The organism is Staphylococcus sp. NWU MKU2, assembly GCF_033283605.1.
Classification (GTDB): Bacteria; Bacillota; Bacilli; order Staphylococcales; family Staphylococcaceae; genus Staphylococcus; species Staphylococcus haemolyticus.
The window spans coordinates 1-22,974 of sequence record NZ_JAVSMH010000014.1 but is presented as its reverse complement, the minus strand read 5'-3'; the positions used below and the strand labels follow the sequence as shown (position 1 = coordinate 22,974).

Annotated in this window: 24 protein-coding genes; 22 read left to right on the top strand and 2 right to left on the bottom strand. The window is 34.1% G+C overall.

The features are described from left to right. The first annotated feature begins 468 nt into the window (after positions 1–468). Positions 469–825, top strand: a complete 357-nt coding sequence (locus SBL15_RS12625) for a DoxX family protein (RefSeq protein ID WP_107612371.1) — start codon at positions 469–471, stop codon at positions 823–825. Between the two features lie 198 nt (positions 826–1,023). Here the strand turns inward: SBL15_RS12625 and SBL15_RS12620 are convergent, their stop codons facing one another. Continuing rightward, positions 1,024–2,385: a PLP-dependent aminotransferase family protein gene (locus SBL15_RS12620; RefSeq protein ID WP_107612368.1), complete on the bottom strand. Its 1,362-nt coding sequence runs from the start codon at positions 2,383–2,385 to the stop codon at positions 1,024–1,026. Between the two features lie 101 nt (positions 2,386–2,486). Between SBL15_RS12620 and pdxS the strand changes: the two genes are divergently transcribed. Then, positions 2,487–3,374, top strand: coding sequence for a pyridoxal 5'-phosphate synthase lyase subunit PdxS (gene pdxS / locus SBL15_RS12615; RefSeq protein ID WP_011276742.1), 888 nt, complete (start codon positions 2,487–2,489; stop codon positions 3,372–3,374). A gap of 3 nt (positions 3,375–3,377) precedes the next feature. Beyond that, positions 3,378–3,932 carry a pyridoxal 5'-phosphate synthase glutaminase subunit PdxT gene (pdxT, locus tag SBL15_RS12610; RefSeq protein WP_037552097.1) on the top strand — a complete coding sequence of 185 codons (555 nt, stop codon included), beginning with the start codon at positions 3,378–3,380 and terminating at the stop codon, positions 3,930–3,932. A gap of 105 nt (positions 3,933–4,037) precedes the next feature. Here the strand turns inward: pdxT and SBL15_RS12605 are convergent, their stop codons facing one another. Next, the gene (locus SBL15_RS12605) at positions 4,038–5,252 is read right to left on the bottom strand and encodes a NupC/NupG family nucleoside CNT transporter (RefSeq protein WP_053017889.1); all 1,215 of its coding nucleotides are present in this window, start codon (positions 5,250–5,252) and stop codon (positions 4,038–4,040) included. Positions 5,253–5,406: 154 nt separating this feature from the next. Here SBL15_RS12605 and SBL15_RS12600 point away from each other — a divergent pair, with 154 nt between their 5' ends. From SBL15_RS12600 to SBL15_RS12510, 19 genes are all read left to right on the top strand, one after another. Next, complete coding sequence (locus SBL15_RS12600) at positions 5,407–5,868, top strand: CtsR family transcriptional regulator (protein WP_053041225.1); 462 nt, start codon at positions 5,407–5,409, stop codon at positions 5,866–5,868. A 22-nt stretch (positions 5,869–5,890) separates the two neighbouring features. Then, positions 5,891–6,454 (top strand): UvrB/UvrC motif-containing protein, encoded by a 564-nt coding sequence (locus SBL15_RS12595; protein WP_011276738.1) that lies wholly within the window; start codon positions 5,891–5,893, stop codon positions 6,452–6,454. Continuing rightward, positions 6,447–7,454, top strand: a complete 1,008-nt coding sequence (locus SBL15_RS12590) for a protein arginine kinase (RefSeq protein WP_053017888.1) — start codon at positions 6,447–6,449, stop codon at positions 7,452–7,454. The genes SBL15_RS12595 and SBL15_RS12590 overlap by 8 nt, the downstream gene beginning before the upstream one ends. Positions 7,455–7,469: 15 nt before the next feature. Beyond that, positions 7,470–9,944, top strand: coding sequence for an ATP-dependent Clp protease ATP-binding subunit (locus tag SBL15_RS12585; RefSeq protein WP_016931338.1), 2,475 nt, complete (start codon positions 7,470–7,472; stop codon positions 9,942–9,944). A gap of 224 nt (positions 9,945–10,168) precedes the next feature. After that, complete coding sequence (radA, locus tag SBL15_RS12580) at positions 10,169–11,533, top strand: DNA repair protein RadA (RefSeq protein ID WP_011276735.1); 1,365 nt, start codon at positions 10,169–10,171, stop codon at positions 11,531–11,533. A gap of 25 nt (positions 11,534–11,558) precedes the next feature. Further along, on the top strand, positions 11,559–12,626 hold the full coding sequence (locus SBL15_RS12575) for a PIN/TRAM domain-containing protein (protein WP_107612366.1): 1,068 nt from the start codon (positions 11,559–11,561) through the stop codon (positions 12,624–12,626). A gap of 444 nt (positions 12,627–13,070) precedes the next feature. Further along, positions 13,071–14,525 carry a glutamate--tRNA ligase gene (gltX, locus tag SBL15_RS12570; protein ID WP_016931336.1) on the top strand — a complete coding sequence of 485 codons (1,455 nt, stop codon included), beginning with the start codon at positions 13,071–13,073 and terminating at the stop codon, positions 14,523–14,525. Positions 14,526–14,979: 454 nt separating this feature from the next. After that, the gene (gene cysE / locus SBL15_RS12565; RefSeq protein ID WP_172458793.1) at positions 14,980–15,609 is read left to right on the top strand and encodes a serine O-acetyltransferase; all 630 of its coding nucleotides are present in this window, start codon (positions 14,980–14,982) and stop codon (positions 15,607–15,609) included. Continuing rightward, the gene (cysS, locus tag SBL15_RS12560) at positions 15,593–16,993 is read left to right on the top strand and encodes a cysteine--tRNA ligase (RefSeq protein WP_033079759.1); all 1,401 of its coding nucleotides are present in this window, start codon (positions 15,593–15,595) and stop codon (positions 16,991–16,993) included. Before cysE ends, cysS begins: the two co-directional genes overlap by 17 nt. 1 nt (position 16,994) lies before the next feature. Next, positions 16,995–17,381, top strand: a complete 387-nt coding sequence (locus SBL15_RS12555) for a Mini-ribonuclease 3 (protein ID WP_033079761.1) — start codon at positions 16,995–16,997, stop codon at positions 17,379–17,381. An 8-nt stretch (positions 17,382–17,389) separates the two neighbouring features. Beyond that, positions 17,390–18,139: a 23S rRNA (guanosine(2251)-2'-O)-methyltransferase RlmB gene (rlmB, locus tag SBL15_RS12550; RefSeq protein WP_011276729.1), complete on the top strand. Its 750-nt coding sequence runs from the start codon at positions 17,390–17,392 to the stop codon at positions 18,137–18,139. Further along, the gene (locus tag SBL15_RS12545; RefSeq protein ID WP_011276728.1) at positions 18,136–18,663 is read left to right on the top strand and encodes an NYN domain-containing protein; all 528 of its coding nucleotides are present in this window, start codon (positions 18,136–18,138) and stop codon (positions 18,661–18,663) included. Before rlmB ends, SBL15_RS12545 begins: the two co-directional genes overlap by 4 nt. Positions 18,664–18,733: 70 nt before the next feature. Continuing rightward, complete coding sequence (locus tag SBL15_RS12540) at positions 18,734–19,324, top strand: sigma-70 family RNA polymerase sigma factor (protein ID WP_317956175.1); 591 nt, start codon at positions 18,734–18,736, stop codon at positions 19,322–19,324. A gap of 95 nt (positions 19,325–19,419) precedes the next feature. After that, positions 19,420–19,563 (top strand): 50S ribosomal protein L33, encoded by a 144-nt coding sequence (gene rpmG / locus SBL15_RS12535; protein WP_016931334.1) that lies wholly within the window; start codon positions 19,420–19,422, stop codon positions 19,561–19,563. Between the two features lie 61 nt (positions 19,564–19,624). Then, complete coding sequence (secE, locus tag SBL15_RS12530; RefSeq protein ID WP_011276726.1) at positions 19,625–19,825, top strand: preprotein translocase subunit SecE; 201 nt, start codon at positions 19,625–19,627, stop codon at positions 19,823–19,825. 17 nt (positions 19,826–19,842) lie between these two features. Then, positions 19,843–20,391, top strand: a complete 549-nt coding sequence (nusG, locus tag SBL15_RS12525) for a transcription termination/antitermination protein NusG (RefSeq protein WP_016931333.1) — start codon at positions 19,843–19,845, stop codon at positions 20,389–20,391. A gap of 187 nt (positions 20,392–20,578) precedes the next feature. Continuing rightward, on the top strand, positions 20,579–21,001 hold the full coding sequence (rplK, locus tag SBL15_RS12520; protein WP_001832298.1) for a 50S ribosomal protein L11: 423 nt from the start codon (positions 20,579–20,581) through the stop codon (positions 20,999–21,001). 224 nt (positions 21,002–21,225) lie between these two features. Next, positions 21,226–21,921 (top strand): 50S ribosomal protein L1, encoded by a 696-nt coding sequence (rplA, locus tag SBL15_RS12515; RefSeq protein ID WP_011276724.1) that lies wholly within the window; start codon positions 21,226–21,228, stop codon positions 21,919–21,921. A gap of 154 nt (positions 21,922–22,075) precedes the next feature. Beyond that, positions 22,076–22,974: ISL3-like element ISSha1 family transposase (locus tag SBL15_RS12510; protein ID WP_317956173.1), on the top strand; the 899-nt coding region annotated here is incomplete at its 3' end.

Sequence of the window (22,974 nt, the reverse complement as noted above, 5' to 3'; positions counted from 1 at the left end):
AACAAAACCGAAGGTTTAATAAGATATCAACAAATCAAAGTGTAATAGCTTTACGAAGAGAAAGCGTTTGAAGCCGAGGAATTGAGAAAATTGAGAAGCGAGTTTAGTTGAGCTAAAAGAGCAAGCAATTTTAGAAAATGAAGAAGGATGCGAGCGCTTGACTCGAAGTAAAGTAAGTTTCTTAGCGCCGTTGGTAGCAGATTTACGTTCCGCTAGAGTAGGACGTTGCCAGGCAAATCGTATGGATGCGATGAGCCGATATTGAGACCGAAAGGTCTCTTTTTTTTATGCCTAAAATTAAAACCGAAGGTTTAATAAGATATCAACAAATGAAAGTGTAATAGCTTCACGAAGAGAAAACGTTTGAAGCCGATGAATTAAGAATATGGTTGAAATAGCATTTAACATCATGTAGTATATGTACTATATTAAATATAATAAATATATCATAAAGGAGAACGACAGACAATGAGAATTGGTTTATTATTAATAAGACTTATGTTAGGTATTACATTTACAATACATGGTGCTCAAAAAGTATTTGGTGGCTTTAAAGAGCCAATGGCAATGATGTCTGATTTAGGTTTCCCTGCCTTCTTCGGTGTTATTTTAGCATTATTTGAATTCATCGGAGGCATTTTAATGATTATTGGTTTATTTGCTAATTATATAGCTGCCGGCTTTATCATAATTATGCTTGGAGCTTTATTTACTGTTCATCTGTCACAAGGTTATATGGCATCTGAACTTGTGATTATACTATTGGTGATGAGTGTAGCTGTATTGATTTCTTATAATTGGAAGAAAGCACTTGAACTTTACTAAGAAACTATTAATGTCTAATTATTACTTAATATAAACGATGGGGAGTGGGACAGAATTCTTTTTAAATTCGTCGTCCCACCCCCGCAAGGATGACTAGAACTGAAAAAAGCTTAATTTAAGCGCATTTTCAGTTCAGTCAGCTACTGCGAATTTGCAAAATAGCATCATCATATTATTTATGTCCCAGGCTCTTTTTCACTATACAGTTAATGATTTTATTAAAACGTCAGTATGCTCTTTAAGTTTATGATTCGGAATACCACCAAATCCAATAATAAATTTTGGAAGTAGTTCGTTTTCTTCCGCATAATTGTAAACGTTTAATTTTAATTTCAATTTCTCAGCATTGTGGAGGCATTGAGACATTGTAAGTCCATTGTCAACAGTTATAGTAAAATGCATTCCTGTTAAAGCACCTTCGATTTTTAATTGATCTTCATGTGGCTTCAAACGTTCTAATATATAATTTAGTTTCTCTCTATAAATCTTTCTCATTTTATTTAAATGACGCTCAAAACTTCCAGATGACATGAAGTTAGCAATAATTTGTTGGATATGAACAGGTACTGTGTTGCTTTCTTTATAAGGCATTGACAGATAAGATTGTAATAATTTTTGAGGTAAAACAATATAAGCAATACGGCAACTCGGGTAAAGTGACTTTGAAAATGTACTAATATAAATCACTTTGTCATTTTTATCTAAACTTTGTAAAGCAGGAATAGGTTTACCGTAATATCTAAATTCTGAATCATAATCGTCCTCAATTATATATCGGCTATTTTGTTGATGTGCCCATTTAATTAACTGTGTTCGTTTCTTTAAATTCATGACATATCCTGTAGGAAACTGATGTGACGGTGTTATATAAACAATATCATTATTAGAATTTATGATGTCAATCATATTAATTCCATCTATTTCAACTGTTGCCTGTATATAATTATGCTTGTTTTTATCTAAAACATGTTTTATGGGCGGATAACTTGGTTTTTCTATTATAAAAGATGATGTTTTAAGTAAATCTGTAATCATGTTTAGCAGCTGCTCTGTAGAAGATCCAATGACGATTTGATTGGGATGACACGAAACCCCTCTACTATTAAATAGATAATGGGCAATTTGTTGTCGTAAATTTAATTCCCCTTGGATATCTCCTTTTTCTAAAAGTGCTAATTCATTATCTTCAAAAGCTTCTTTTGCATACTTTCGGAAAAGGTTGAGGGGGAAGTATTCTGCATCAATTTCAGCTAAATTAAAAGCATACTTGTATTGTTTGCTCTCAGGTGTCTTAGGCTCGGTTTCTATAAATTGATTATTAATATTGATGACAGGTAATGACTGAATATCGGAAACATAATAGCCAGAACGTGGTTTAGAGTATATAAAACCTTCATCAAGTAGGAGTTGATAGGCGTGTTCAATCGTTGTATGACTAAGAGATAAATGTTCACTTAACTGGCGTTTCGATGGAAATTTGTCTTGTGCTTGGTATTGACCTTCTATAATTTGGTTTTTTAATTGTTCATAAAGAGAGATATATAATTTTTGCTTTTTCATTTTAATAACTGACCCCTAATTTTATAAATAAATTGTACCTTTTTAAATATCAGTTTATAACTTAAAATGAATTTAATCAAATTGGAAAAGGGGTTAATTTTATGTCTAAAATCGTAGGATCAGATCGAGTTAAAAGAGGAATGGCTGAGATGCAAAAAGGCGGCGTTATTATGGACGTTGTTAATGCAGAACAAGCTAAAATTGCAGAAGAAGCTGGCGCAGTTGCGGTTATGGCTTTAGAACGTGTACCATCTGACATCAGAGCAGCTGGTGGGGTAGCACGTAGCGCTAATCCTAAAATTGTTGAAGAAGTAATGAATGCTGTATCAATTCCAGTTATGGCGAAAGCACGTATTGGTCATATTACTGAAGCACGTGTGTTAGAAGCTATGGGCGTAGATTATATTGATGAATCAGAAGTATTAACACCTGCTGATGAAGAATATCATTTAAGAAAAGATCAATTCACGGTTCCTTTTGTATGTGGTTGTCGTAACTTAGGTGAAGCTGCGCGTCGTATTGGTGAAGGTGCTGCAATGTTACGTACTAAAGGTGAACCTGGAACTGGTAACATTGTAGAAGCAGTTAGACATATGAGAAAAGTTAATTCGGAAGTTAGTCGCTTAGTTGTGATGAATGACGATGAAATTATGACTTATGCTAAAGAACTTGGTGCGCCTTATGAAGTTTTAAAACAAATCAAAGATCACGGACGTTTACCAGTAGTTAACTTTGCAGCTGGTGGTGTTGCTACACCTCAAGATGCTGCTTTAATGATGGAATTAGGTGCTGATGGTGTATTTGTTGGTTCAGGTATTTTCAAATCTGAAGATCCTGAGAAATTTGCTAAAGCAATTGTTCAAGCTACAACGCATTACCAAGATTATGAGCTTATTGGCAAATTAGCTTCAGAATTAGGCACAGCAATGAAAGGTTTAGATATTAATCAAATCTCATTAGAAGAACGTATGCAAGAGCGTGGTTGGTAATATATGAAGATTGGTGTATTAGCATTGCAAGGTGCCGTACGTGAACACATCCGTCATATTGAACTTAGTGGTCACGAAGGTATTGCAGTTAAAAAGGTTGAACAATTAGATGAGATAGATGGGTTAATTCTTCCAGGTGGCGAATCTACTACATTGCGAAGATTAATGGATTTATATGGATTTAAAGAAAAATTACAACAATCTGATTTACCAATGTTTGGCACATGTGCAGGTCTTATCGTACTAGCGAAAGATGTCGAAGGTGAAACTGGCTATTTGAAGAAATTAGACATAACTGTTGAACGTAATTCATTTGGACGACAAGTAGATAGTTTTGAAGCAGAGTTAGATATTAAAGGTATTGCTGAAGACATTGAAGGTGTATTTATTAGAGCACCTCATATCGCTAGTGTTGAAGAGGGCGTAGAAATATTAAGTACAGTTGGCGATAAGATTGTAGCAGTAAAACAAGGCAAATATTTGGGCGTATCATTCCATCCGGAATTAACAGATGATTACAGAGTAACGCAATACTTTATTGATCATATGGTTAAATAAATGAATAATGGCAAGTTTGGGGACGTTTTAAAAGTCTTCAATTTGCAAAAAAATAACCTAGAACTTCTTTATAAATTGGAAGTTCTAGGTTATTTAATTTCGATATTAGATAAAGAAACCAGCAATTGCAGCTGAAATGAATGATACTAATGTTGCACCAAATAATAACTTAAGTCCAAAGCGCGCTACGACATCACCTTTTTCAGAGTTAAGTGATTTAATGGCACCTGAGATAATACCGATTGAACTGAAGTTTGCGAATGATACTAAGAATACAGACGTTACACCTTTCGCATGTTCAGATATATCTTTTAAGTTACCTAATGATTGCATTGCAACAAATTCATTAGATAATAATTTAGTTGCCATAACGGAACCTGATTTAACAGCGTCTTCCCAAGGTACACCAGCTAAGAATGCTAATGGTGCAAAGACAAATCCGATTAATGTTTGGAAGTCCCATTTAATTGCGCCACCTGATACTAAGCTAAATGCACCACTTACTAAACCGTTTAATAATGCGATGATTGCAATATAACCAATTAACATTGCGCCTACGATTACTGCAACTTTGAAACCATCTAAAATGTATTCTCCTAACATTTCGAAGAATGACTGTTTTTTAGTTTCGCTTTCGTCTACTAATAGTTTATCGTCTTCTTCATTAACTTTATAAGGGTTAATGATTGAAGCAATAATGAAACCACCAAATAAGTTTAATACAACAGCTGTAACAACATATTTAGGTTCAATCAATGTGAAGTATGCACCAATAATTGACGCTGATACTGTAGACATTGCTGAAGCTGTTAATGTGTACAAACGTTGTTTAGGTATGTAAGGTAACTGTTGTTTCAATGAAATGAATACTTCAGATTGACCTAAGATTGCAGCAGCAACTGCATTGTATGATTCTAAACGTCCCATACCATTAATTTTAGAAATTAAGAATCCTAAAACATTAATAATCCATGGTAAGATTCGAGTATATTGTAAGATACCAATTAATGCTGAAATAAATACAATTGGTAGTAACACACTGAAGAAGAATGGTGGGTTTTTAGGATCTACGAACTTAAATCCGCCAAACACGAAGTTGACCCCTTCTGCAGCTTTTTGTAATAAGTAGTTAAATCCTTCCGAAATGCCCCCAATAACTGTAATACCTGCTGTCGTTTTCAATAAAATAAACGCGAACACAAGTTGGATAACTAATAAAATACCAACATATTGCCAGCGGATATTTTTTCTGTCAGAGCTAAACAAAAATGCAAGTGCCAAAAAGAAAATTATCCCTATAATCCCAATAAGAATATGCATAATTCTACTCCTTTAAATTTACTTAACTAATATAATACAATAAATTCTTACATGTAACATCAATAATTTTAGAAAATTAAAAAACAAATTGGTTGAAAAAGGTCAAAGATGCTCATATAATATAGTCAAAGAAGGTCAAAAGAGGTGGTAAAACATGCACAACATGTCTGACATCATAGAACAATACATTAAAAAGTTATTCGAAGAAAGTAATGAAGACGTGGTAGAAATTCAACGAGCAAATATTGCTCAACGGTTCGACTGTGTACCTTCTCAATTAAATTATGTCATTAAAACTAGATTCACAAACGAACATGGTTATGAAATAGAAAGTAAACGAGGTGGTGGAGGTTATATCCGAATCACCAAAATTGAAAATAAAGATGCAACGGGGTATATTAATCATCTGTTGCAAATCATTGGGCCATCCATTTCCCAGCAACAAGCTTACTATATTTTAGATGGTTTGCTAGATAAAGGTCTCATTAATGAAAGAGAAGCAAGAATGATTCAAGTTATAGTTGATCGTGAGACTTTGAAAATGGATGTTGTTGCTCGAGATATTATTAGAGCGAATATTTTAAAACGTTTGTTACCAATCATTAATTTTTATTAATAGAAAAGCGAGGTGTCTATGTGTGCTTTGCGAAAACTGTCATTTAAATGAAGCAGAGGTTAAACTTACAGTAAAAAGTAAAGAAGGCACTTCTGAGAAATGGGTATGTTCTATATGTGCTCAAGGTGAAAACCCTTGGCAACAAAATGAAACGCCATCCCCACATTCTCAGTTTCAAGACGATATTGAAGAAGCATTTGTCGTCAAACAAATATTGCAACATTTGGCAACGAAACATGGTATTAATTTCCATGAAGTAGCTTTTCAAGAAGAGAAGCGATGTCCAACGTGTAAGATGACATTAAAAGATATTGCGCATGTAGGGAAATTCGGGTGTGCAAATTGTTATGCCACTTTCAAAGATGACATCGTAGATATAGTAAGACGCGTTCAAGGTGGACAATTTGAACACGTAGGTAAAACACCTCGTTCTTCTCATAAGAAACTTGCCATCAAGAAACAAATTGAGGAAAAAACAAAGTATCTTAATGTACTAATAGATGAACAAAACTTTGAAGAAGCTGCAATCGTTAGAGACGAAATAAAAGCCTTGAAAGACGAGAGCGGGGTGGAACGCAATGAGTGATATGAATGCACATATCAGTGAATGGATGAAGGAAACTGAAGAATCTCCAATTGTTATGTCATCAAGAATTCGATTGGCTAGAAACTTAGAAAATCACGTTCACCCACTCATGTTTCCATCAGAACAAGATGGCTTCAGAGTTATAAATGAAGTACAAGATGTATTGCCTGATTTAGATCTAATGCGTTTGGATACAATGGATCAACAAAACAAAATGAAACTTGTTGCAAAACATTTAATTAGTCCTGAACTGATTAAACAACCCGCATCAGCAGTGTTATTGAATAAAGATGAATCAATAAGCATTATGATTAATGAAGAAGATCATATACGCATACAAGCAATGGGCACCGATTTATCTTTACAAGACTTATATAACAAAGCTAGTGAGATTGATGATACGTTAGATCAATCACTAGACATTAGTTATGATGAACATTTAGGATATTTAACTACGTGTCCAACAAACATTGGTACAGGTATGCGAGCAAGTGTGATGTTACACTTGCCAGGATTATCCATTATGAAACGTATGAATCGTATTGCACAGACAATTAATCGTTTCGGTTTTACAATTCGAGGTATATATGGAGAAGGCTCGCAAGTGTATGGCCATATTTATCAAATCTCAAATCAATTAACACTTGGTAAGACTGAAGATGAAATCATAGATAATTTAACTGAAGTTGTTCAACAAATCATAAATGAAGAAATGCAAATTCGTGAACGTTTAACTCAATACAATGAATTAGAAACGCTAGACCGTATTTATCGGTCATTGGGTATTTTACAAAATAGTCGAATCATTTCAATGGAAGAAGCTTCTTATCGTTTAAGTGAAGTGAAATTAGGTATCGATTTAGGGTATTTAACATTGAGTGATTTTAAATTTAATGAATTAATGGTAAGTATTCAATCAGCGTTTATCTATAACGATGAAGATGAAACAATCTCTGTAAATGAAAAGAGAGCAAATATATTAAGAGAATATACTCAATAGGAGGTACAAAAATATATGCTATTTGGTAGATTAACTGAACGTGCACAACGTGTCCTAGCACACGCACAAGAAGAAGCAATACGTTTAAATCATTCTAATATAGGTACAGAACATTTGTTATTAGGTTTAATGAAAGAACCAGAAGGTATTGCTGCTAAAGTATTAGAAAGCTTTAATATTACCGAAGATAAAGTGATTGAAGAAGTCGAAAAATTAATCGGTCACGGACAAGATCAAACAGGAACATTGCATTATACACCCAGAGCTAAGAAAGTAATTGAACTTTCAATGGATGAAGCAAGAAAGTTACACCATAACTTTGTAGGTACAGAACACATATTACTAGGTTTAATTCGTGAAAATGAAGGCGTAGCTGCTCGCGTATTTGCTAATCTTGATTTAAATATTACGAAAGCGCGTGCCCAAGTCGTCAAAGCGCTAGGTAGTCCTGAAATGAGCAATAAAAATGCTACAGCAAATAAATCAAATAATACACCTACATTAGATGGATTAGCACGTGATTTAACTGTCATTGCCAAAGATGGAACGTTAGATCCAGTTGTTGGTAGAGATAAAGAAATTACTCGTGTAATTGAAGTGTTAAGTCGTCGTACTAAAAATAATCCTGTACTAATTGGTGAACCAGGTGTAGGTAAAACTGCAATTGCAGAAGGCCTTGCTCAAGCTATTGTTAATAATGAAGTACCTGAGACACTTAAAGGTAAACGCGTGATGTCACTTGATATGGGAACAGTTGTAGCTGGTACTAAATATCGTGGTGAATTTGAAGAACGTTTGAAAAAGGTAATGGAAGAAATTCATCAAGCTGGTAACGTAATCTTATTCATTGATGAATTACACACATTAGTTGGTGCTGGTGGAGCTGAAGGCGCAATCGATGCGTCAAACATATTAAAACCAGCATTAGCACGTGGTGAATTACAATGTATCGGTGCGACAACATTAGATGAATATCGTAAAAACATCGAGAAAGATGCAGCGTTAGAACGTCGTTTCCAACCTATTCAAGTTGATGAACCAACAGTTGAAGACACAATTGCAATTTTAAAAGGATTACGTGATCGTTATGAAGCACATCACCGCATCAATATTTCAGATGAAGCACTTGAAGCGGCTGCTAAATTAAGTGATCGTTATGTATCAGATCGTTTCTTACCCGATAAAGCGATTGATTTAATTGATGAAGCAAGTTCAAAAGTAAGACTGAAAAGTCATACAACACCAAATAACTTGAAAGAAATTGAGCAAGAAATTGAAAAAGTAAAAAATGAAAAAGACGCAGCAGTTCATGCTCAAGAATTTGAAAATGCTGCTAATTTACGTGATAAACAAACTAAACTTGAAAAACAATATGAAGATGCCAAAAATGAGTGGAAAACAACTCAAGGCGATCAATCCACTTCTCTATCTAAAGAAGATATTGGTGAAGTCATTGCAGGTTGGACAGGTATCCCGCTGACAAAAATTAATGAAACTGAATCAGATCGATTATTAAATCTTGAACAAACGTTACATGATAGAGTTATAGGCCAAAATGATGCTGTAACTTCTATTAGTAAAGCGGTACGCCGTGCTCGTGCAGGATTGAAAGATCCTAAACGTCCAATCGGTAGTTTTATCTTCTTAGGTCCAACAGGTGTAGGTAAAACAGAATTAGCTAGAGCATTAGCAGAATCAATGTTTGGTGAAGAAGATGCAATGATTCGTGTTGATATGAGTGAGTTTATGGAAAAACATGCTGTGAGTCGTTTAGTTGGAGCGCCTCCGGGCTATGTAGGTCATGATGAAGGTGGCCAATTAACTGAAAAAGTAAGACGTAAACCATACTCAGTTATCTTATTTGATGAAATCGAAAAGGCGCATCCAGATGTATTTAATATTCTATTGCAAGTTCTAGACGATGGTCATTTAACTGATACAAAAGGACGTCAAGTTGATTTCCGAAATACAGTGATTATCATGACTTCAAATGTCGGTGCACAAGAATTACAAGATCAACGTTTTGCTGGTTTCGGTGGCGGTTCTGAAGGTCATGACTATGAAACAATTCGCAAGACTATGATGAAAGAATTGAAAAATTCATTCCGTCCAGAGTTCTTAAACCGTGTTGACGACATCATCGTATTCCATAAACTTTCTAAAGATGAATTGAAAGAAATCGTTACAATGATGGTTAATAAACTAACACAACGACTATCTGAGCAAGATATTAATATTGTTGTAACTGATAAAGCAAAAGAAAAAATTGCTGAAGAAGGCTATGATCCAGAATATGGTGCCCGTCCATTAATCAGAGCTATTCAAAAAACAGTTGAAGATAACTTGAGTGAATTAATTTTAGACGGTAACCAAATTGAAGGTAAAGAAGTTGTCATCGATCATGATGGTGATGAATTTAAATATAATATCAATGAAAAAAATAATGGTATTTCAGATGAAGGCAACGAAGTAACTGAAACTGAAGCATAATACAATAAAATTAATGTTAAATATATAAGCTGAGACATTCGAATAAGATATGTCTCAGCTTTAATTTTTTTGATTTCAATGAATCAATTTTAATCATTATAAGTATTAATCATCACTAAAATAAATAGAATCAAATTTATACTAATTTGCTTTAGTTTACATTTGTCATTGTGCAACGTTACATATAAAATAGATTTGTTCAAAGAAAAATCGGGGGTGCAATTTTGGCCAAAAAGAAAGTAATTTTTGAGTGTATGGCTTGCGGCTATCAATCTCCAAAATGGATGGGAAAGTGTCCTAATTGTGGGTCATGGAATCAAATGGAGGAAATTGTTGAAAAAGCTTCAAATCCTAAACACGGCGTAAAGACATCAACGTCTAGCGCAAAAGTCCAGAAATTAAATGATATCAAGAATGAAGTGACACCGAGAGTTCAGACAGAATCAAAAGAGTTCAACCGCGTTTTAGGCGGTGGCATTGTAAGTGGTTCTTTAGTGTTAATAGGTGGAGATCCTGGTATTGGTAAATCAACGTTATTACTGCAAATTTGTGCATCATTGTCACAAAAATTAAATGTACTGTATATTACAGGTGAAGAATCACTAAATCAAACTAAATTACGTGCCGATCGACTAGATGAAGATTCGAGTAATTTAAATGTGTTAGCAGAAACAGATTTAGAGGTAATACATCAAACAGTTCAGCAAGCACAACCTGATATTTTAGTTGTGGATTCTATTCAAACAATATATCATCCTGAAATTAGTTCGGCACCTGGTTCTGTGTCTCAAGTTAGAGAGAGTACACAGAGTTTAATGAATATTGCTAAACAAATGAATATTGCAACATTTATCGTCGGACATGTTACAAAAGAAGGTCAAATTGCAGGACCGCGTCTATTAGAACATATGGTTGATACTGTACTGTACTTTGAGGGAGATGAGCATCATGCTTATCGTATCTTGAGAGCGGTTAAGAACCGTTTTGGTTCTACTAATGAAATGGGCATTTTTGAAATGAAACAAAGCGGATTAAAAGGCGTTCATAATCCTTCTGAAATGTTCTTAGAGGAACGTTCTACCAATGTACCGGGATCAACGATTGTAGCAACTATGGAAGGCACACGACCTCTATTAATAGAAGTTCAGGCCTTAGTGACTCCTACAACATTTAATAACCCTAGACGTATGGCAACAGGTATAGATCATAATCGTTTGAGTTTATTAATGGCTGTATTAGAGAAAAAAGAAAACTATTTATTACAACAACAAGATGCATATATTAAAGTAGCTGGTGGCGTTCGATTGACAGAGCCGGCAGTTGATTTAAGTGTTATAGTAGCAACAGCTTCAAGTTTTAAAGATAAAGCAGTAGATGGGCTTGATTGTTATATTGGAGAAGTAGGTTTGACCGGTGAAGTGAGACGTGTTTCTCGAATTGAACAACGTGTTCAAGAAGCAGCTAAATTAGGCTTTGAACGCGTTATTATTCCACAGACAAATATCGGTGGGTGGCAATTTCCTGAAGGCATTAAAGTAGTAGGAGTGTCTACAGTACATGATGCACTAAAATATGCATTCAAATCGTAAATAAAGTGAAAAAGAGGTGAGACTTATGAAAGTACTAAAAGGAATTGTAATCATCATATATATTATTCTAGGTGCTGCACTTGGTATTTTGCTGATACCTGAAATACTCAAGGATTTTAATATTGATGGTTACCCATTTTTACATAACTATTATATTGATGGCTTAATTGGAATAGTAGTATTTTTCTTGATTTTTGGCTTCTTTATTAATAAAGTTACGAAAACTTTTAAAGCCATTGAACATTGGATTATGCAACGTAGTGCTGTTGAAATTTTATTTGCAACACTTGGACTTATCATTGGATTATTTATATCAGTTATGGCTTCGTTTATTCTAGAAATGATTGGAAACACGATATTAAATCATCTAGTACCACTTATTATTACATTATTGCTATGTTATTTAGGTTTCCAATTTGGTTTAAAAAAGCGTGACGAAATGTTAATGTTCTTGCCGGAAAATATGGCACGCTCTATGTCTAAAAGTAATATTAGTGCTGTACCTAAACTTTTAGATACAAGTGCAATTATCGATGGACGTATTTTAGATGTCATTCGTTGTGGTTTTATAGATGGTGAAATCCTTATCCCGCAAGGTGTTATTAATGAACTTCAAGTTGTAGCTGATGCGAATGATAGTGTGAAACGTGAGAAAGGACAACGCGGTTTAGATATATTAAATGAATTGTATGACTTAGAGTATCCTACACGCGTGATACATCCACAAAAGTCTCACAGTGATATTGATGAACTATTGGTAAAGTTAGCACAGACTTATCATGCGCATGTGATTACTACCGATTTTAATTTAAATAAAGTATGTCACGTTCAAGGAATTAAAGCTTTAAATGTAAACGACTTATCTGAAGCAATTAAACCGAATGTTCATCAAGGTGACCGTATTAATATTCTATTGACTAAAATGGGTAAAGAGCCAGGTCAAGGTGTAGGCTATTTAGATGACGGCACAATGGTAGTCGTTGACAATGCGAAATCACTTGTAGGTAAACATGTAGATTTAGAAGTCATCAGTTTATTACAAACATCATCAGGACGTATTATTTTCGCTAAAAAAATAGACTATTCAGAGTAATGATAAATATGTTCTTTAAACTTAGAGATTAAGAAGATACGTTCAATTATAAAAAAATTAAATTATTGTAAGTGATTAGGTTTCATGTGAAACACTAAATGTGGAGGGCACTCTTTTCAAGAAGCGAAGCATGGAACCTATTTACATAAAGTAGATGTATGAATTAATGATAATCTATAGCGTAAACAAGTGACTTATCAAAGTATTGATTTAGTGCTACAATAATGAAGAAATGCGAACTTTTATCTAAGGGTAATGTAAAGTGGAAAGTTATTCGGGAACATGTCTAAAATGATAGTTTAGAATAGCTTTTTTCTAATGGTTTGAAGATGTTTCTTACTGGCGTAGAACGACTCGGTTAGAGTGTAAAGTTTGTAGCCTGTATTAGATAAAGCGTATAAATTCGAAGTTAAAACATAACTAATATTTATAGGAGTGAATACGATGAGTGAACGCATTAGAGTGAGATATGCGCCAAGTCCAACTGGATATTTACACATTGGTAATGCAAGAACTGCATTATTTAATTATTTATTTGCTAAGCATTATGATGGTGATTTCGTAGTGCGTATTGAAGATACGGATAGTAAACGTAACCTTGAAGATGGTGAGTCATCTCAATTTGATAACTTAAAATGGTTAGGATTAGATTGGGACGAATCAATCGATAAAGACAAAGGTTATGGACCTTATCGTCAATCAGAACGTGGTGATATCTATAATCCACTTATTCAACAATTATTGGACGAAGATAAAGCGTACAAATGTTACATGACTGAAGAAGAGCTTGAAAAAGAACGTGAAGATCAAATCGCACGTGGTGAAATGCCTCGTTACGGTGGTCAACATGCACATTTAACTGAAGAAGAACGTCAACAATTTGAAGCTGAAGGTCGTCGCCCATCAATTAGATTCCGTGTGCCTCAAGATCAAACGTATACGTTCAATGATATGGTTAAAGGTGAAATTTCATTCGATTCAAACAATATAGGTGATTGGGTTATCGTTAAAAAAGATGGCATCCCTACCTATAACTTTGCTGTAGCTATCGATGATCATTATATGGAAATTTCCGATGTTATTCGTGGTGACGATCACGTTTCTAACACACCAAAACAACTTATGATTTATGAAGCATTTGGTTGGGAAGCGCCACGCTTTGGTCATATGTCGCTAATTGTTAATGAAGAACGTAAAAAATTAAGTAAACGTGATGGCCAAATTTTACAATTTATTGAGCAATATCGTGATTTAGGTTACTTGCCAGAAGCGTTATTTAACTTTATTACATTATTAGGTTGGTCTCCAGAAGGAGAGGAAGAAATCTTTTCTAAAGAAGAATTTATTAAGATCTTTGATGAAAAACGTCTTTCTAAATCACCAGCGATGTTCGATAGACAAAAATTAGCATGGGTTAATAACCAATATATGAAAACAAAAGATACTGACACAGTATTTGAACTTGCATTGCCTCATCTTATTAAAGCTAATTTAATCCCAGAATCTCCAAGTGAAGATGATAAAGAATGGGGTCGCAAATTAGTGGCACTATATCAAAAAGAAATGAGCTATGCAGGCGAAATTGTACCTTTATCTGAAATGTTCTTCCATGAGATGCCTGAATTAGGAGAAGAAGAGCAAGAAGTCCTTAATGGTGAACAAGTTCCTGAATTGATGACACATTTATATGGTAAATTAGAAGCTTTAGAACCATTTGAAGCGGCTGACATTAAGAAAACAATTAAAGAAGTACAAAAAGAAACAGGTATTAAAGGTAAACAATTATTCATGCCTATTCGTGTTGCCGTAACTGGTCAAATGCATGGTCCTGAATTACCTAATACAATTGAAGTATTAGGTAAAGATAAAGTGCTTTCACGATTGAAAAAATTCGTGTAAAGGACATCAGGCAAGTTGCGCGAATGAGATGCTAATTTAACTTATCTAACACTTGAAATTTTACATTAAAGCAAATATGATAAAGTTAAAGATGGCGAAGCCATTTTGGTATGAGTATTTAAAGGCGAAGGATTAGTAAATATTGGACTATGATATCAGAGAGTGTACGGTTGCTGTGAGTACGCCATAGACGATGTTGAATGCACCTTTGTATAATCAACTAAATATAGTAAATGAGTATGATAAACTGAATCTAGTAACCTATAGTTATATAGATATACTAGCTTGCATTTATCTAGAATACAGAGTGGAACCGTGCAGTAGCGCCTCTAGCATCTTATGTGTTAGGGGCGCTAATTATTTTATTTAGAGTGTATTTAAGTATTTTGCTATTAAATTTGGAAATTTTTAAACTTTTTAAAAAACTGAGGGGGCGACAGTCTTGATAAAAAGAATGAGAGACGATGTGAAAATGGTATTCGAACAAGACCCAGCAGCTCGTACAACATTTGAGGTTATTACAACATATGCTGGATTACATGCAGTTTGGAGTCACCTTATTGCACATAAACTATATAATAAGAAACGCTATGTATTGGCGAGAATTATATCTCAAGTATCACGTTTCTTTACAGGTATTGAAATACATCCAGGCGCGAAAATTGGCAAACGCTTATTTATAGACCATGGTATGGGTGTAGTAATTGGTGAGACTTGTACAATTGGTGATAATGTGACTATTTATCAAGGTGTAACACTGGGTGGTACGGGCAAAGAAAAAGGAAAACGTCACCCTGATATTGGTGATAATGTATTAATCGCAGCTGGGTCAAAAGTGTTAGGTAATATTCAAATTGATTCGAATGTGAATATTGGTGCGAATTCAGTGGTATTACAATCAGTTCCAAGTTACACGACTGTAGTCGGTATTCCGGGACATATTGTTAAACAAGAGGGTAAACGTATCGGTAAAACATTTGATCACCGTAATTTACCTGACCCTTTATATGAACAAATTAAGCAGCTAGAAAAACAACTTGAAAAAGCGAAGAACGGAGAGATTAAAGATGATTACATTATATAATACATTAACGCGTCAAAAAGAGACATTTGAACCTATCGAACCAGGTAAGGTGAAAATGTATGTCTGTGGTCCGACAGTATACAATTATATTCACATTGGTAATGCACGTCCTGCCATAAATTATGATGTTGTACGTAGATATTTTGAATATAAAGGATACGAAGTGATTTATGTTTCAAACTTCACAGATGTAGACGATAAATTAATAAACCGTTCTAAGGAATTGAATGAGAGTGTACCGGATATTGCAGATAGATACATTAAAGCGTTTTATGAAGATGTTGGTGCATTAAACGTTAAGAAAGCGACTTCGAATCCACGTGTAATGAATCATATGGATGAGATTATTGATTTTATTAAAGAGCTAGTTGATGAAGGTTACGCCTATGAGAGTGACGGCGATGTCTACTTTAGAACACGCAAATTTGAAGGTTACGGTAAATTAAGCCATCAGTCATTAGATGATTTAAAGGTAGGAGCAAGAATAGAAGCTGGGGAACAAAAAGAAGATGCGTTAGACTTTACTTTATGGAAAAAAGCAAAACCAGGTGAAATTAGTTGGGAAAGTCCTTTTGGTGAAGGGCGTCCAGGTTGGCATATTGAATGTTCAGTAATGGCGTTTCATGAACTAGGCAAAACAATTGATATTCATGCTGGTGGTTCTGACTTACAATTCCCTCATCACGAAAACGAAATTGCGCAATCAGAAGCGCATAATCATGCCCCATTTGCTAATTACTGGATGCATAATGGTTTTATAAATATAGATAACGAGAAAATGAGTAAATCGTTAGGTAACTTTATACTAGTTCATGACATCATAAAAGAAGTAGATCCTGACGTACTGCGATTCTTCATGATTAGCGTACATTATAGAAGTCCTATTAACTATAATCTAGAACTTGTTAATGCAGCTAAGAGTGGTTTAGAACGCATTCGTAATAGCTATCAATTAATAGAAGAACGTGAAACAATCGCGACAGACATCGTTGACCAATCTAAATATATCGAACAAATTGATGCTATTTTAGAGCAATTTGAGACAGTAATGGATGATGATTTCAATACCGCTAATGCTGTTACGGCTTGGTACGATTTATCTAAACTTGCGAATAAATATGTTTTAGAGAACAATACATCTACTCAAGTCATTTCTCGATTCAAAGAAGTTTATCAGATATTTAGTGATGTACTTGGAGTTCCACTAAAAGGTAATAAATCAGATATGTTACTTGATGAAGATATTGAAAAGCTCATCGAAGAACGTAATGAAGCGCGTAAAAATAAAGACTTTGCACGTGCAGATGAAATAAGAGACATGCTTAAAGAACAAAACATTATATTAGAGGATACGCCACAAGGTGTACGCTTTAAACGTGGATAATATGGATATTAAATTGTTAAACCCGTTAACACTAGCCTACATGGGTGACGCAGTGTTGGACCAGCACGTGCGAGAATATATCGTTCTTAAATTACAAAGTAAGCCTAATCGATTGCATCAAGTTTCGAAAAGTTATGTGTCTGCGAAAAGTCAGGCGCAAACTTTAGAAACATTATTTGAAATGGGTTGGTTCACGGATGAAGAATTAGATATTGTTAAAAGAGGTCGTAATGCTAAAAGTCACACTAAGGCTAAAAATACGGATATTCAAACTTATCGTAAAAGTTCTGGTTTAGAAGCAGTCATTGGATATTTATATTTAGATCATCAAGAAGAAAGATTGAAAAATTTACTTGATATGATTGTTCAAACAGTCAATGAAAGGTAGTGAAAACAGTGGAAGATATCGTTATTGTCGGTAGGCATGCTGTTAAAGAAGCGATTGTTTCTGGCCATACTATTAATAAAATTTGGATACAAGAGGGAATCAGAAAGCAACAAATCAATGATATTTTACAAAATGCTAAAGAGCAAAAATTGATTGTGCAAACAGTTCCAAAATCCAAATTAGATAATTTAGCAAATGCACCTCATCAAGGTGTTGCTGCACTTATTGCACCATATGAATATGCTGATTTCGATCAATTTATTCAATCTCAAAAGGATAAAGAAGGTTTATCAACTGTAGTGATTTTAGATGGCCTTGAAGATCCTCATAACTTAGGCTCTATATTGAGAACGGCAGATGCTAGCGGTGTTGATGGTGTTATTATTCCTAAAAGACGTTCAGTAGCGTTAACGCAAACAGTTGCTAAAGCATCAACAGGTGCGATACAACATGTTCCAGTTATGCGTGTTACGAATTTAGCAAAAACAATTGACGAATTAAAAGAACATGGCTACTGGGTAGCAGGTGCTGAAGCGGATAATGCAACAGACTATAGAGATATGGCGGCGGATATGCCATTAGCTATCGTTATCGGTAGTGAAGGACAAGGCATGAGTAGATTAGTGAAAGATAAATGTGATTTTTACATTAAAATACCTATGGTTGGACATGTTAATAGCCTCAATGCATCGGTAGCTGCTAGTTTAATGATGTATGAAGTATATCGTAAACGTCATCAAGTCGGAGATAACGCATGAAAGATAAATATTTGATAATTGATGGCTACAATATGATTGGACAGTCACCTGAACTCGGTAAAATTGCAAAAGATAATTTGCAAGAAGCACGAGAGCAATTATTAGATGCTATAGCAAACTATAATGCTGTTGTAGCTGATGAAATTGTATGTGTGTTTGATGCATATGAACAATCAGGTATAGAAAGAGAATACATTTATCATGGTGTGAAAACAGTATTTACAAAAGAAAAAGAGACTGCGGATAGCTATATAGAACGTTATGTTTATAATTTATATAACAAGCACACGACACATATTACCGTTGTAACCAGTGATATGAGCGAGCAACATGCAATATTTGGTGCTGGCGCATATCGTGTATCTTCGAGAGAGATGTGGCGTGATTTAAGAGAAAATGAAATCACAGTGAGTAAGTCATTAGATGATTTCACAGAAAGTAAACCGAGAACACGCATTTCGTTATCAAATGATGTATTAGCAGAATTTGAAAAGATTAGACGTGGAAATCATAACAAAGATTAAAATCGTCCACTTGTCTTTTGAAAATGACTTCATATAAACTTTGCCTAACTTAATTTGAAAGGTAAGGTTTATGGCACATCAATTTATACAACTAGAGAAGACCTTTAAAGCATTCCAAAATAGTCGTAGTAGTCACGAACAAGAGAGATTATTTATAGATATAGTAAACCACATACAACCTAAACTTTTTATAAAATTTAAAAGTTATGGAATGAAAAATGAAGATATTGAAGATTTAGTACAAGAAACTTTAATCAGGATTTATTTAGCGCTTCATACATTTGATTTTAGTACAGACGTTCCCTTCGAACACTATTTGAATTGTATCGTACGATCGATGAGAAATGATTTTTGGAGAAGGAAGTATATTGAGACTGATAAGCACGATAGCATCATTAATGACTATGTTATTGACTACAAATTGAATCAATCAAGTAAACATATTGAAGATATTTGCATGATAAAAGAGAAGCGAGAATTGCTAGTGAGTAGTTTAACAGTATTAAGTCGATTCGAGCGAAGCGTAGCTGAATTACTAATGTCTGATTATTCACCTAGTGAATTTGCAAAACAACTAGGTATTAAAGATAAAGTGGTTTACAATAGTATTCAACGTTGTAAAATGAAAATGAAGTACTATTTATTGAAGCGTCTTTATTAAGTTGTATCAACTCATACATAACGGCGCTTGTTTGACATTTAATGTTAGGTTTATGTATAGTATACTGGTATTAAAATGAGCAAAGGTGAACTGATTTGAAAAAAGTACCTTTAATTTGTGAAGTTTGTGGTACTAGAAATTATAACGTACCGAAAAAAGAAACTTCTGCAACGAGACTAGAAATAAAAAAATATTGTTCGAGATGTAATGCACATACGATTCATAAAGAGTCTAAATAATAGTGAAAGTATTGCTATTAAAGTCAACGGTTAACTAACTGTGAGTATGGAGGTAATTTTGATGGCTAAAGATAAAGGCACAAACAAAGAAAAAGATAGTTTCTTCCAAGGCGTTAAAAGTGAAATGGAAAAAACGAGTTGGCCAACAAAAGAAGAACTTTTTAAATATACTGTAATTGTAGTTTCTACAGTAATCTTCTTTATGGTCTTTTTCTGGGTATTAGATATAGGTATTGGGAATTTAATTGAACTATTTAGATAAGAATAAGGAGTGACAACATGTCTGAAGAGGTTGGCGCAAAGCGTTGGTATGCTGTGCATACGTATTCTGGATATGAGAATAAAGTTAAGAAGAATTTAGAAAAAAGAGTAGAATCAATGAATATGACAGAACAGATTTTTAGAGTTGTCATACCTGAAGAGGAAGAAACACAAGTTAAAGATGGTAAAGCTAAAAAGCAACTTAAAAAAACGTTCCCTGGTTATGTACTTGTAGAACTAGTGATGACTGATGAATCTTGGTATGTAGTACGTAACACACCTGGTGTTACAGGATTCGTTGGTTCAGCTGGAGCAGGTTCTAAGCCAAACCCATTATTACCTGAAGAAATGAGATTCATTTTAAAACAAATGGGACTTAAAGAAAAAACAATCGATGTAGAATTAGATGTCGGAGAACAAGTTCGTATTAAATCTGGACCGTTCGCTAATCAAGTTGGAGAAGTTCAAGAAATCGAACCCGATAAATTTAAATTAACAGTATTAGTTGATATGTTCGGAAGAGAAACACCAGTTGAAGTTGAATTTGATCAAATAGAAAAACTATAATCAATTAAATTTGGAAAAATATTGAACAACAAAAAAGATGAAATTTTACTATTGCTTTTTAAGTTGGTTTAGTGTTAAAATAATGTGGTCGCGTTTTTATAGCGCTCATTTCGTCACGAAATGTTTATGAGTGGGAGGGCAAAACTGAGCCCTGTGACCACATCACGATATCAAGGAGGTGCACATCGTGGCTAAAAAAGTAGAAAAAGTAGTTAAATTACAAATTCCTGCAGGTAAAGCGAACCCAGCACCACCAGTTGGTCCAGCATTAGGTCAAGCAGGTGTGAACATCATGGGATTCTGTAAAGAATTCAACGCACGTACACAAGAACAAGCAGGTTTAATCATTCCGGTAGAAATCAGTGTTTATGAAGATCGTTCATTTACATTCATTACTAAAACTCCACCGGCTCCAGTACTACTTAAAAAAGCAGCTGGCGTAGAAAAAGGTTCTGGTGAACCTAACAAAACTAAAGTTGCTACAGTAACTAAAGATCAAGTACGTGAAATTGCTCAAACTAAAATGCAAGACTTAAACGCTGCAGACGAAGAAGCAGCTATGCGTATTATCGAAGGTACTGCTCGTAGTATGGGTATCACTGTACAATAATTAATGAATACAAAGTTAGTTTAATTTTGAAATAAACTGATAGACGATAGCAGGTAACAGAAATGACAACGACAATATTGTCTATGATTAGTCTGGATGACTAGTAATCTTTCTTAAGATTACTCAAACATTAGACATTCATCTGTTATCTGCTCTTAACTTGTGTTAGGCACAAGTAAGCGTGGGAGGAAATTCCGCTAAAACCACTAAAGGAGGAACAATAAATGGCTAAAAAAGGTAAAAAGTATCAAGAAGCAGCTAATAAAGTTGATCGTACTAAACATTATAGTGTTGAAGAAGCAATCAGCTTAGCTAAAGAAACAAGCATTGCTAACTTCGACGCATCAGTTGAAGTTGCTTTCCGTTTAGGAATTGATACACGTAAAAATGACCAACAAATCCGTGGTGCAGTAGTATTACCAAACGGAACTGGTAAATCACAACGTGTATTAGTATTTGCTAAAGGTGACAAAATCACTGAAGCAGAAGAAGCAGGCGCAGATTACGTAGGTGAATCTGAATACGTACAAAAAATCCAACAAGGTTGGTTCGACTTTGACGTAGTAGTAGCTACACCAGACATGATGGGCGAAGTTGGTAAATTAGGTCGTGTATTAGGACCTAAAGGTTTAATGCCAAACCCTAAAACTGGTACAGTAACTATGGATGTTAAAAAAGCTGTTGAAGAAATCAAAGCTGGTAAAGTTGAATACCGTGCTGAAAAAGCAGGTATCGTACATGCTTCAATCGGTAAAGTTTCATTCAGCGATGAAAAATTAGTTGAAAACTTCAAAACTTTACAAGATGTATTAGCTAAAGCTAAACCATCATCTGCTAAAGGTACTTACTTCAAATCTGTTGCTGTAACTACAACAATGGGTCCTGGAGTTAAAATTGATACTTCATCATTTAAATTATAATTAAGTGCAAACTTATTTAATTATGGCTCTATAATAAATTGGACTGATGACTAAAAATCATCAGTCCAATTTTTATGTTTGAATACAAAAATGGCGCAATTACCTCTATAATTATTAGTTACCACACAAAATAAAAAAGAAAGGTAATGCGCCTATGTGTAAGTCTATATTAAATACTTTAAGAATTAAAGATAAAAATCTAAATTTTTCAGATGAAGTGATTGAGAAAAAACATAAAGGACGAATGAGCTTGTTTTACTATGCCGAGCTTACTTATCAACCTACACATTGTGAAAATTGTTCAACTAAAAATGAAAATTTCTCTATAGTAAAAAATGGTAAGAAAACCTCAACGATTACTTTACTTAAAATTATGGAAATACCCGCTTATTTAGAACTTCAAAAACAAAGATTTTATTGTAAATCATGTGACAGTCATTTTACTGCTAAATCTAATATTGTCGATGCTCATTGTTTTATTTCTAATAAAACAAAACTTGCAGTTTTAGATAAAGCACAAGAATACCGCTCTCAAAAATCTATCGCTAAGTCATGCTTAGTATCATCAATGACTGTGTCTAGAGTGATTAATCAAGCGGCAAGCGACGTAGGTCAGTCTTCTTTTGATGCTCTACCTGAACACTTAATGATGGACGAATTTAAAAGTGTTAAAAACGTAATCGGAAAAATGAGTTTTATTTATGCAGATGCTGTATCGCACCGCATCGTAGATGTGGTAGCGGATCGTAAGTTAAAATCGCTAAAAGATCATTTTTATCGCTATTCTTTAAAACTCAGACAAAAAGTTAAAACAGTAACGATTGATATGTATGAACCATATATGTCACTAATCAAACAATTATTTCCTAACGCGAAGATTATTATTGATCGTTTTCATATTGTTCAATCTTTGAATCGAGCGTTAAATATGTCTAGAGTTCATGTAATGAATTGTTATAGAACCTCTAATAGACCCCTTTATAATAAATATAAAAGTTATTGGAAACTATTTCTTAAACCTTTTGAAACGCTAGAAGCATTTAATTATCATAA

Bases quoted from the DNA above. Each gene is read 5' to 3' on its own strand.
- SBL15_RS12625 (WP_107612371.1), top strand. From the start codon at position 469: ATGAGAATTGGTTTATTATTAATAAGACTTATGTTAGGTATTACATTT.
- SBL15_RS12540 (WP_317956175.1), top strand. From the start codon at position 18,734: ATGGCACATCAATTTATACAACTAGAGAAGACCTTTAAAGCATTCCAA.
- gltX (WP_016931336.1), top strand. From the start codon at position 13,071: ATGAGTGAACGCATTAGAGTGAGATATGCGCCAAGTCCAACTGGATAT.
- SBL15_RS12590 (WP_053017888.1), top strand. From the start codon at position 6,447: ATGAGTGATATGAATGCACATATCAGTGAATGGATGAAGGAAACTGAA.
- SBL15_RS12620 (WP_107612368.1), bottom strand. From the start codon at position 2,385: ATGAAAAAGCAAAAATTATATATCTCTCTTTATGAACAATTAAAAAAC.
- SBL15_RS12575 (WP_107612366.1), top strand. From the start codon at position 11,559: ATGAAAGTACTAAAAGGAATTGTAATCATCATATATATTATTCTAGGT.
- SBL15_RS12545 (WP_011276728.1), top strand. From the start codon at position 18,136: ATGAAAGATAAATATTTGATAATTGATGGCTACAATATGATTGGACAG.
- SBL15_RS12600 (WP_053041225.1), top strand. From the start codon at position 5,407: ATGCACAACATGTCTGACATCATAGAACAATACATTAAAAAGTTATTC.
- rplA (WP_011276724.1), top strand. From the start codon at position 21,226: ATGGCTAAAAAAGGTAAAAAGTATCAAGAAGCAGCTAATAAAGTTGAT.
- SBL15_RS12605 (WP_053017889.1), bottom strand. From the start codon at position 5,252: ATGCATATTCTTATTGGGATTATAGGGATAATTTTCTTTTTGGCACTT.
- cysE (WP_172458793.1), top strand. From the start codon at position 14,980: ATGAGAGACGATGTGAAAATGGTATTCGAACAAGACCCAGCAGCTCGT.
- pdxS (WP_011276742.1), top strand. From the start codon at position 2,487: ATGTCTAAAATCGTAGGATCAGATCGAGTTAAAAGAGGAATGGCTGAG.
- nusG (WP_016931333.1), top strand. From the start codon at position 19,843: ATGTCTGAAGAGGTTGGCGCAAAGCGTTGGTATGCTGTGCATACGTAT.
- pdxT (WP_037552097.1), top strand. From the start codon at position 3,378: ATGAAGATTGGTGTATTAGCATTGCAAGGTGCCGTACGTGAACACATC.
- secE (WP_011276726.1), top strand. From the start codon at position 19,625: ATGGCTAAAGATAAAGGCACAAACAAAGAAAAAGATAGTTTCTTCCAA.
- cysS (WP_033079759.1), top strand. From the start codon at position 15,593: ATGATTACATTATATAATACATTAACGCGTCAAAAAGAGACATTTGAA.
- SBL15_RS12555 (WP_033079761.1), top strand. From the start codon at position 16,995: ATGGATATTAAATTGTTAAACCCGTTAACACTAGCCTACATGGGTGAC.
- SBL15_RS12585 (WP_016931338.1), top strand. From the start codon at position 7,470: ATGCTATTTGGTAGATTAACTGAACGTGCACAACGTGTCCTAGCACAC.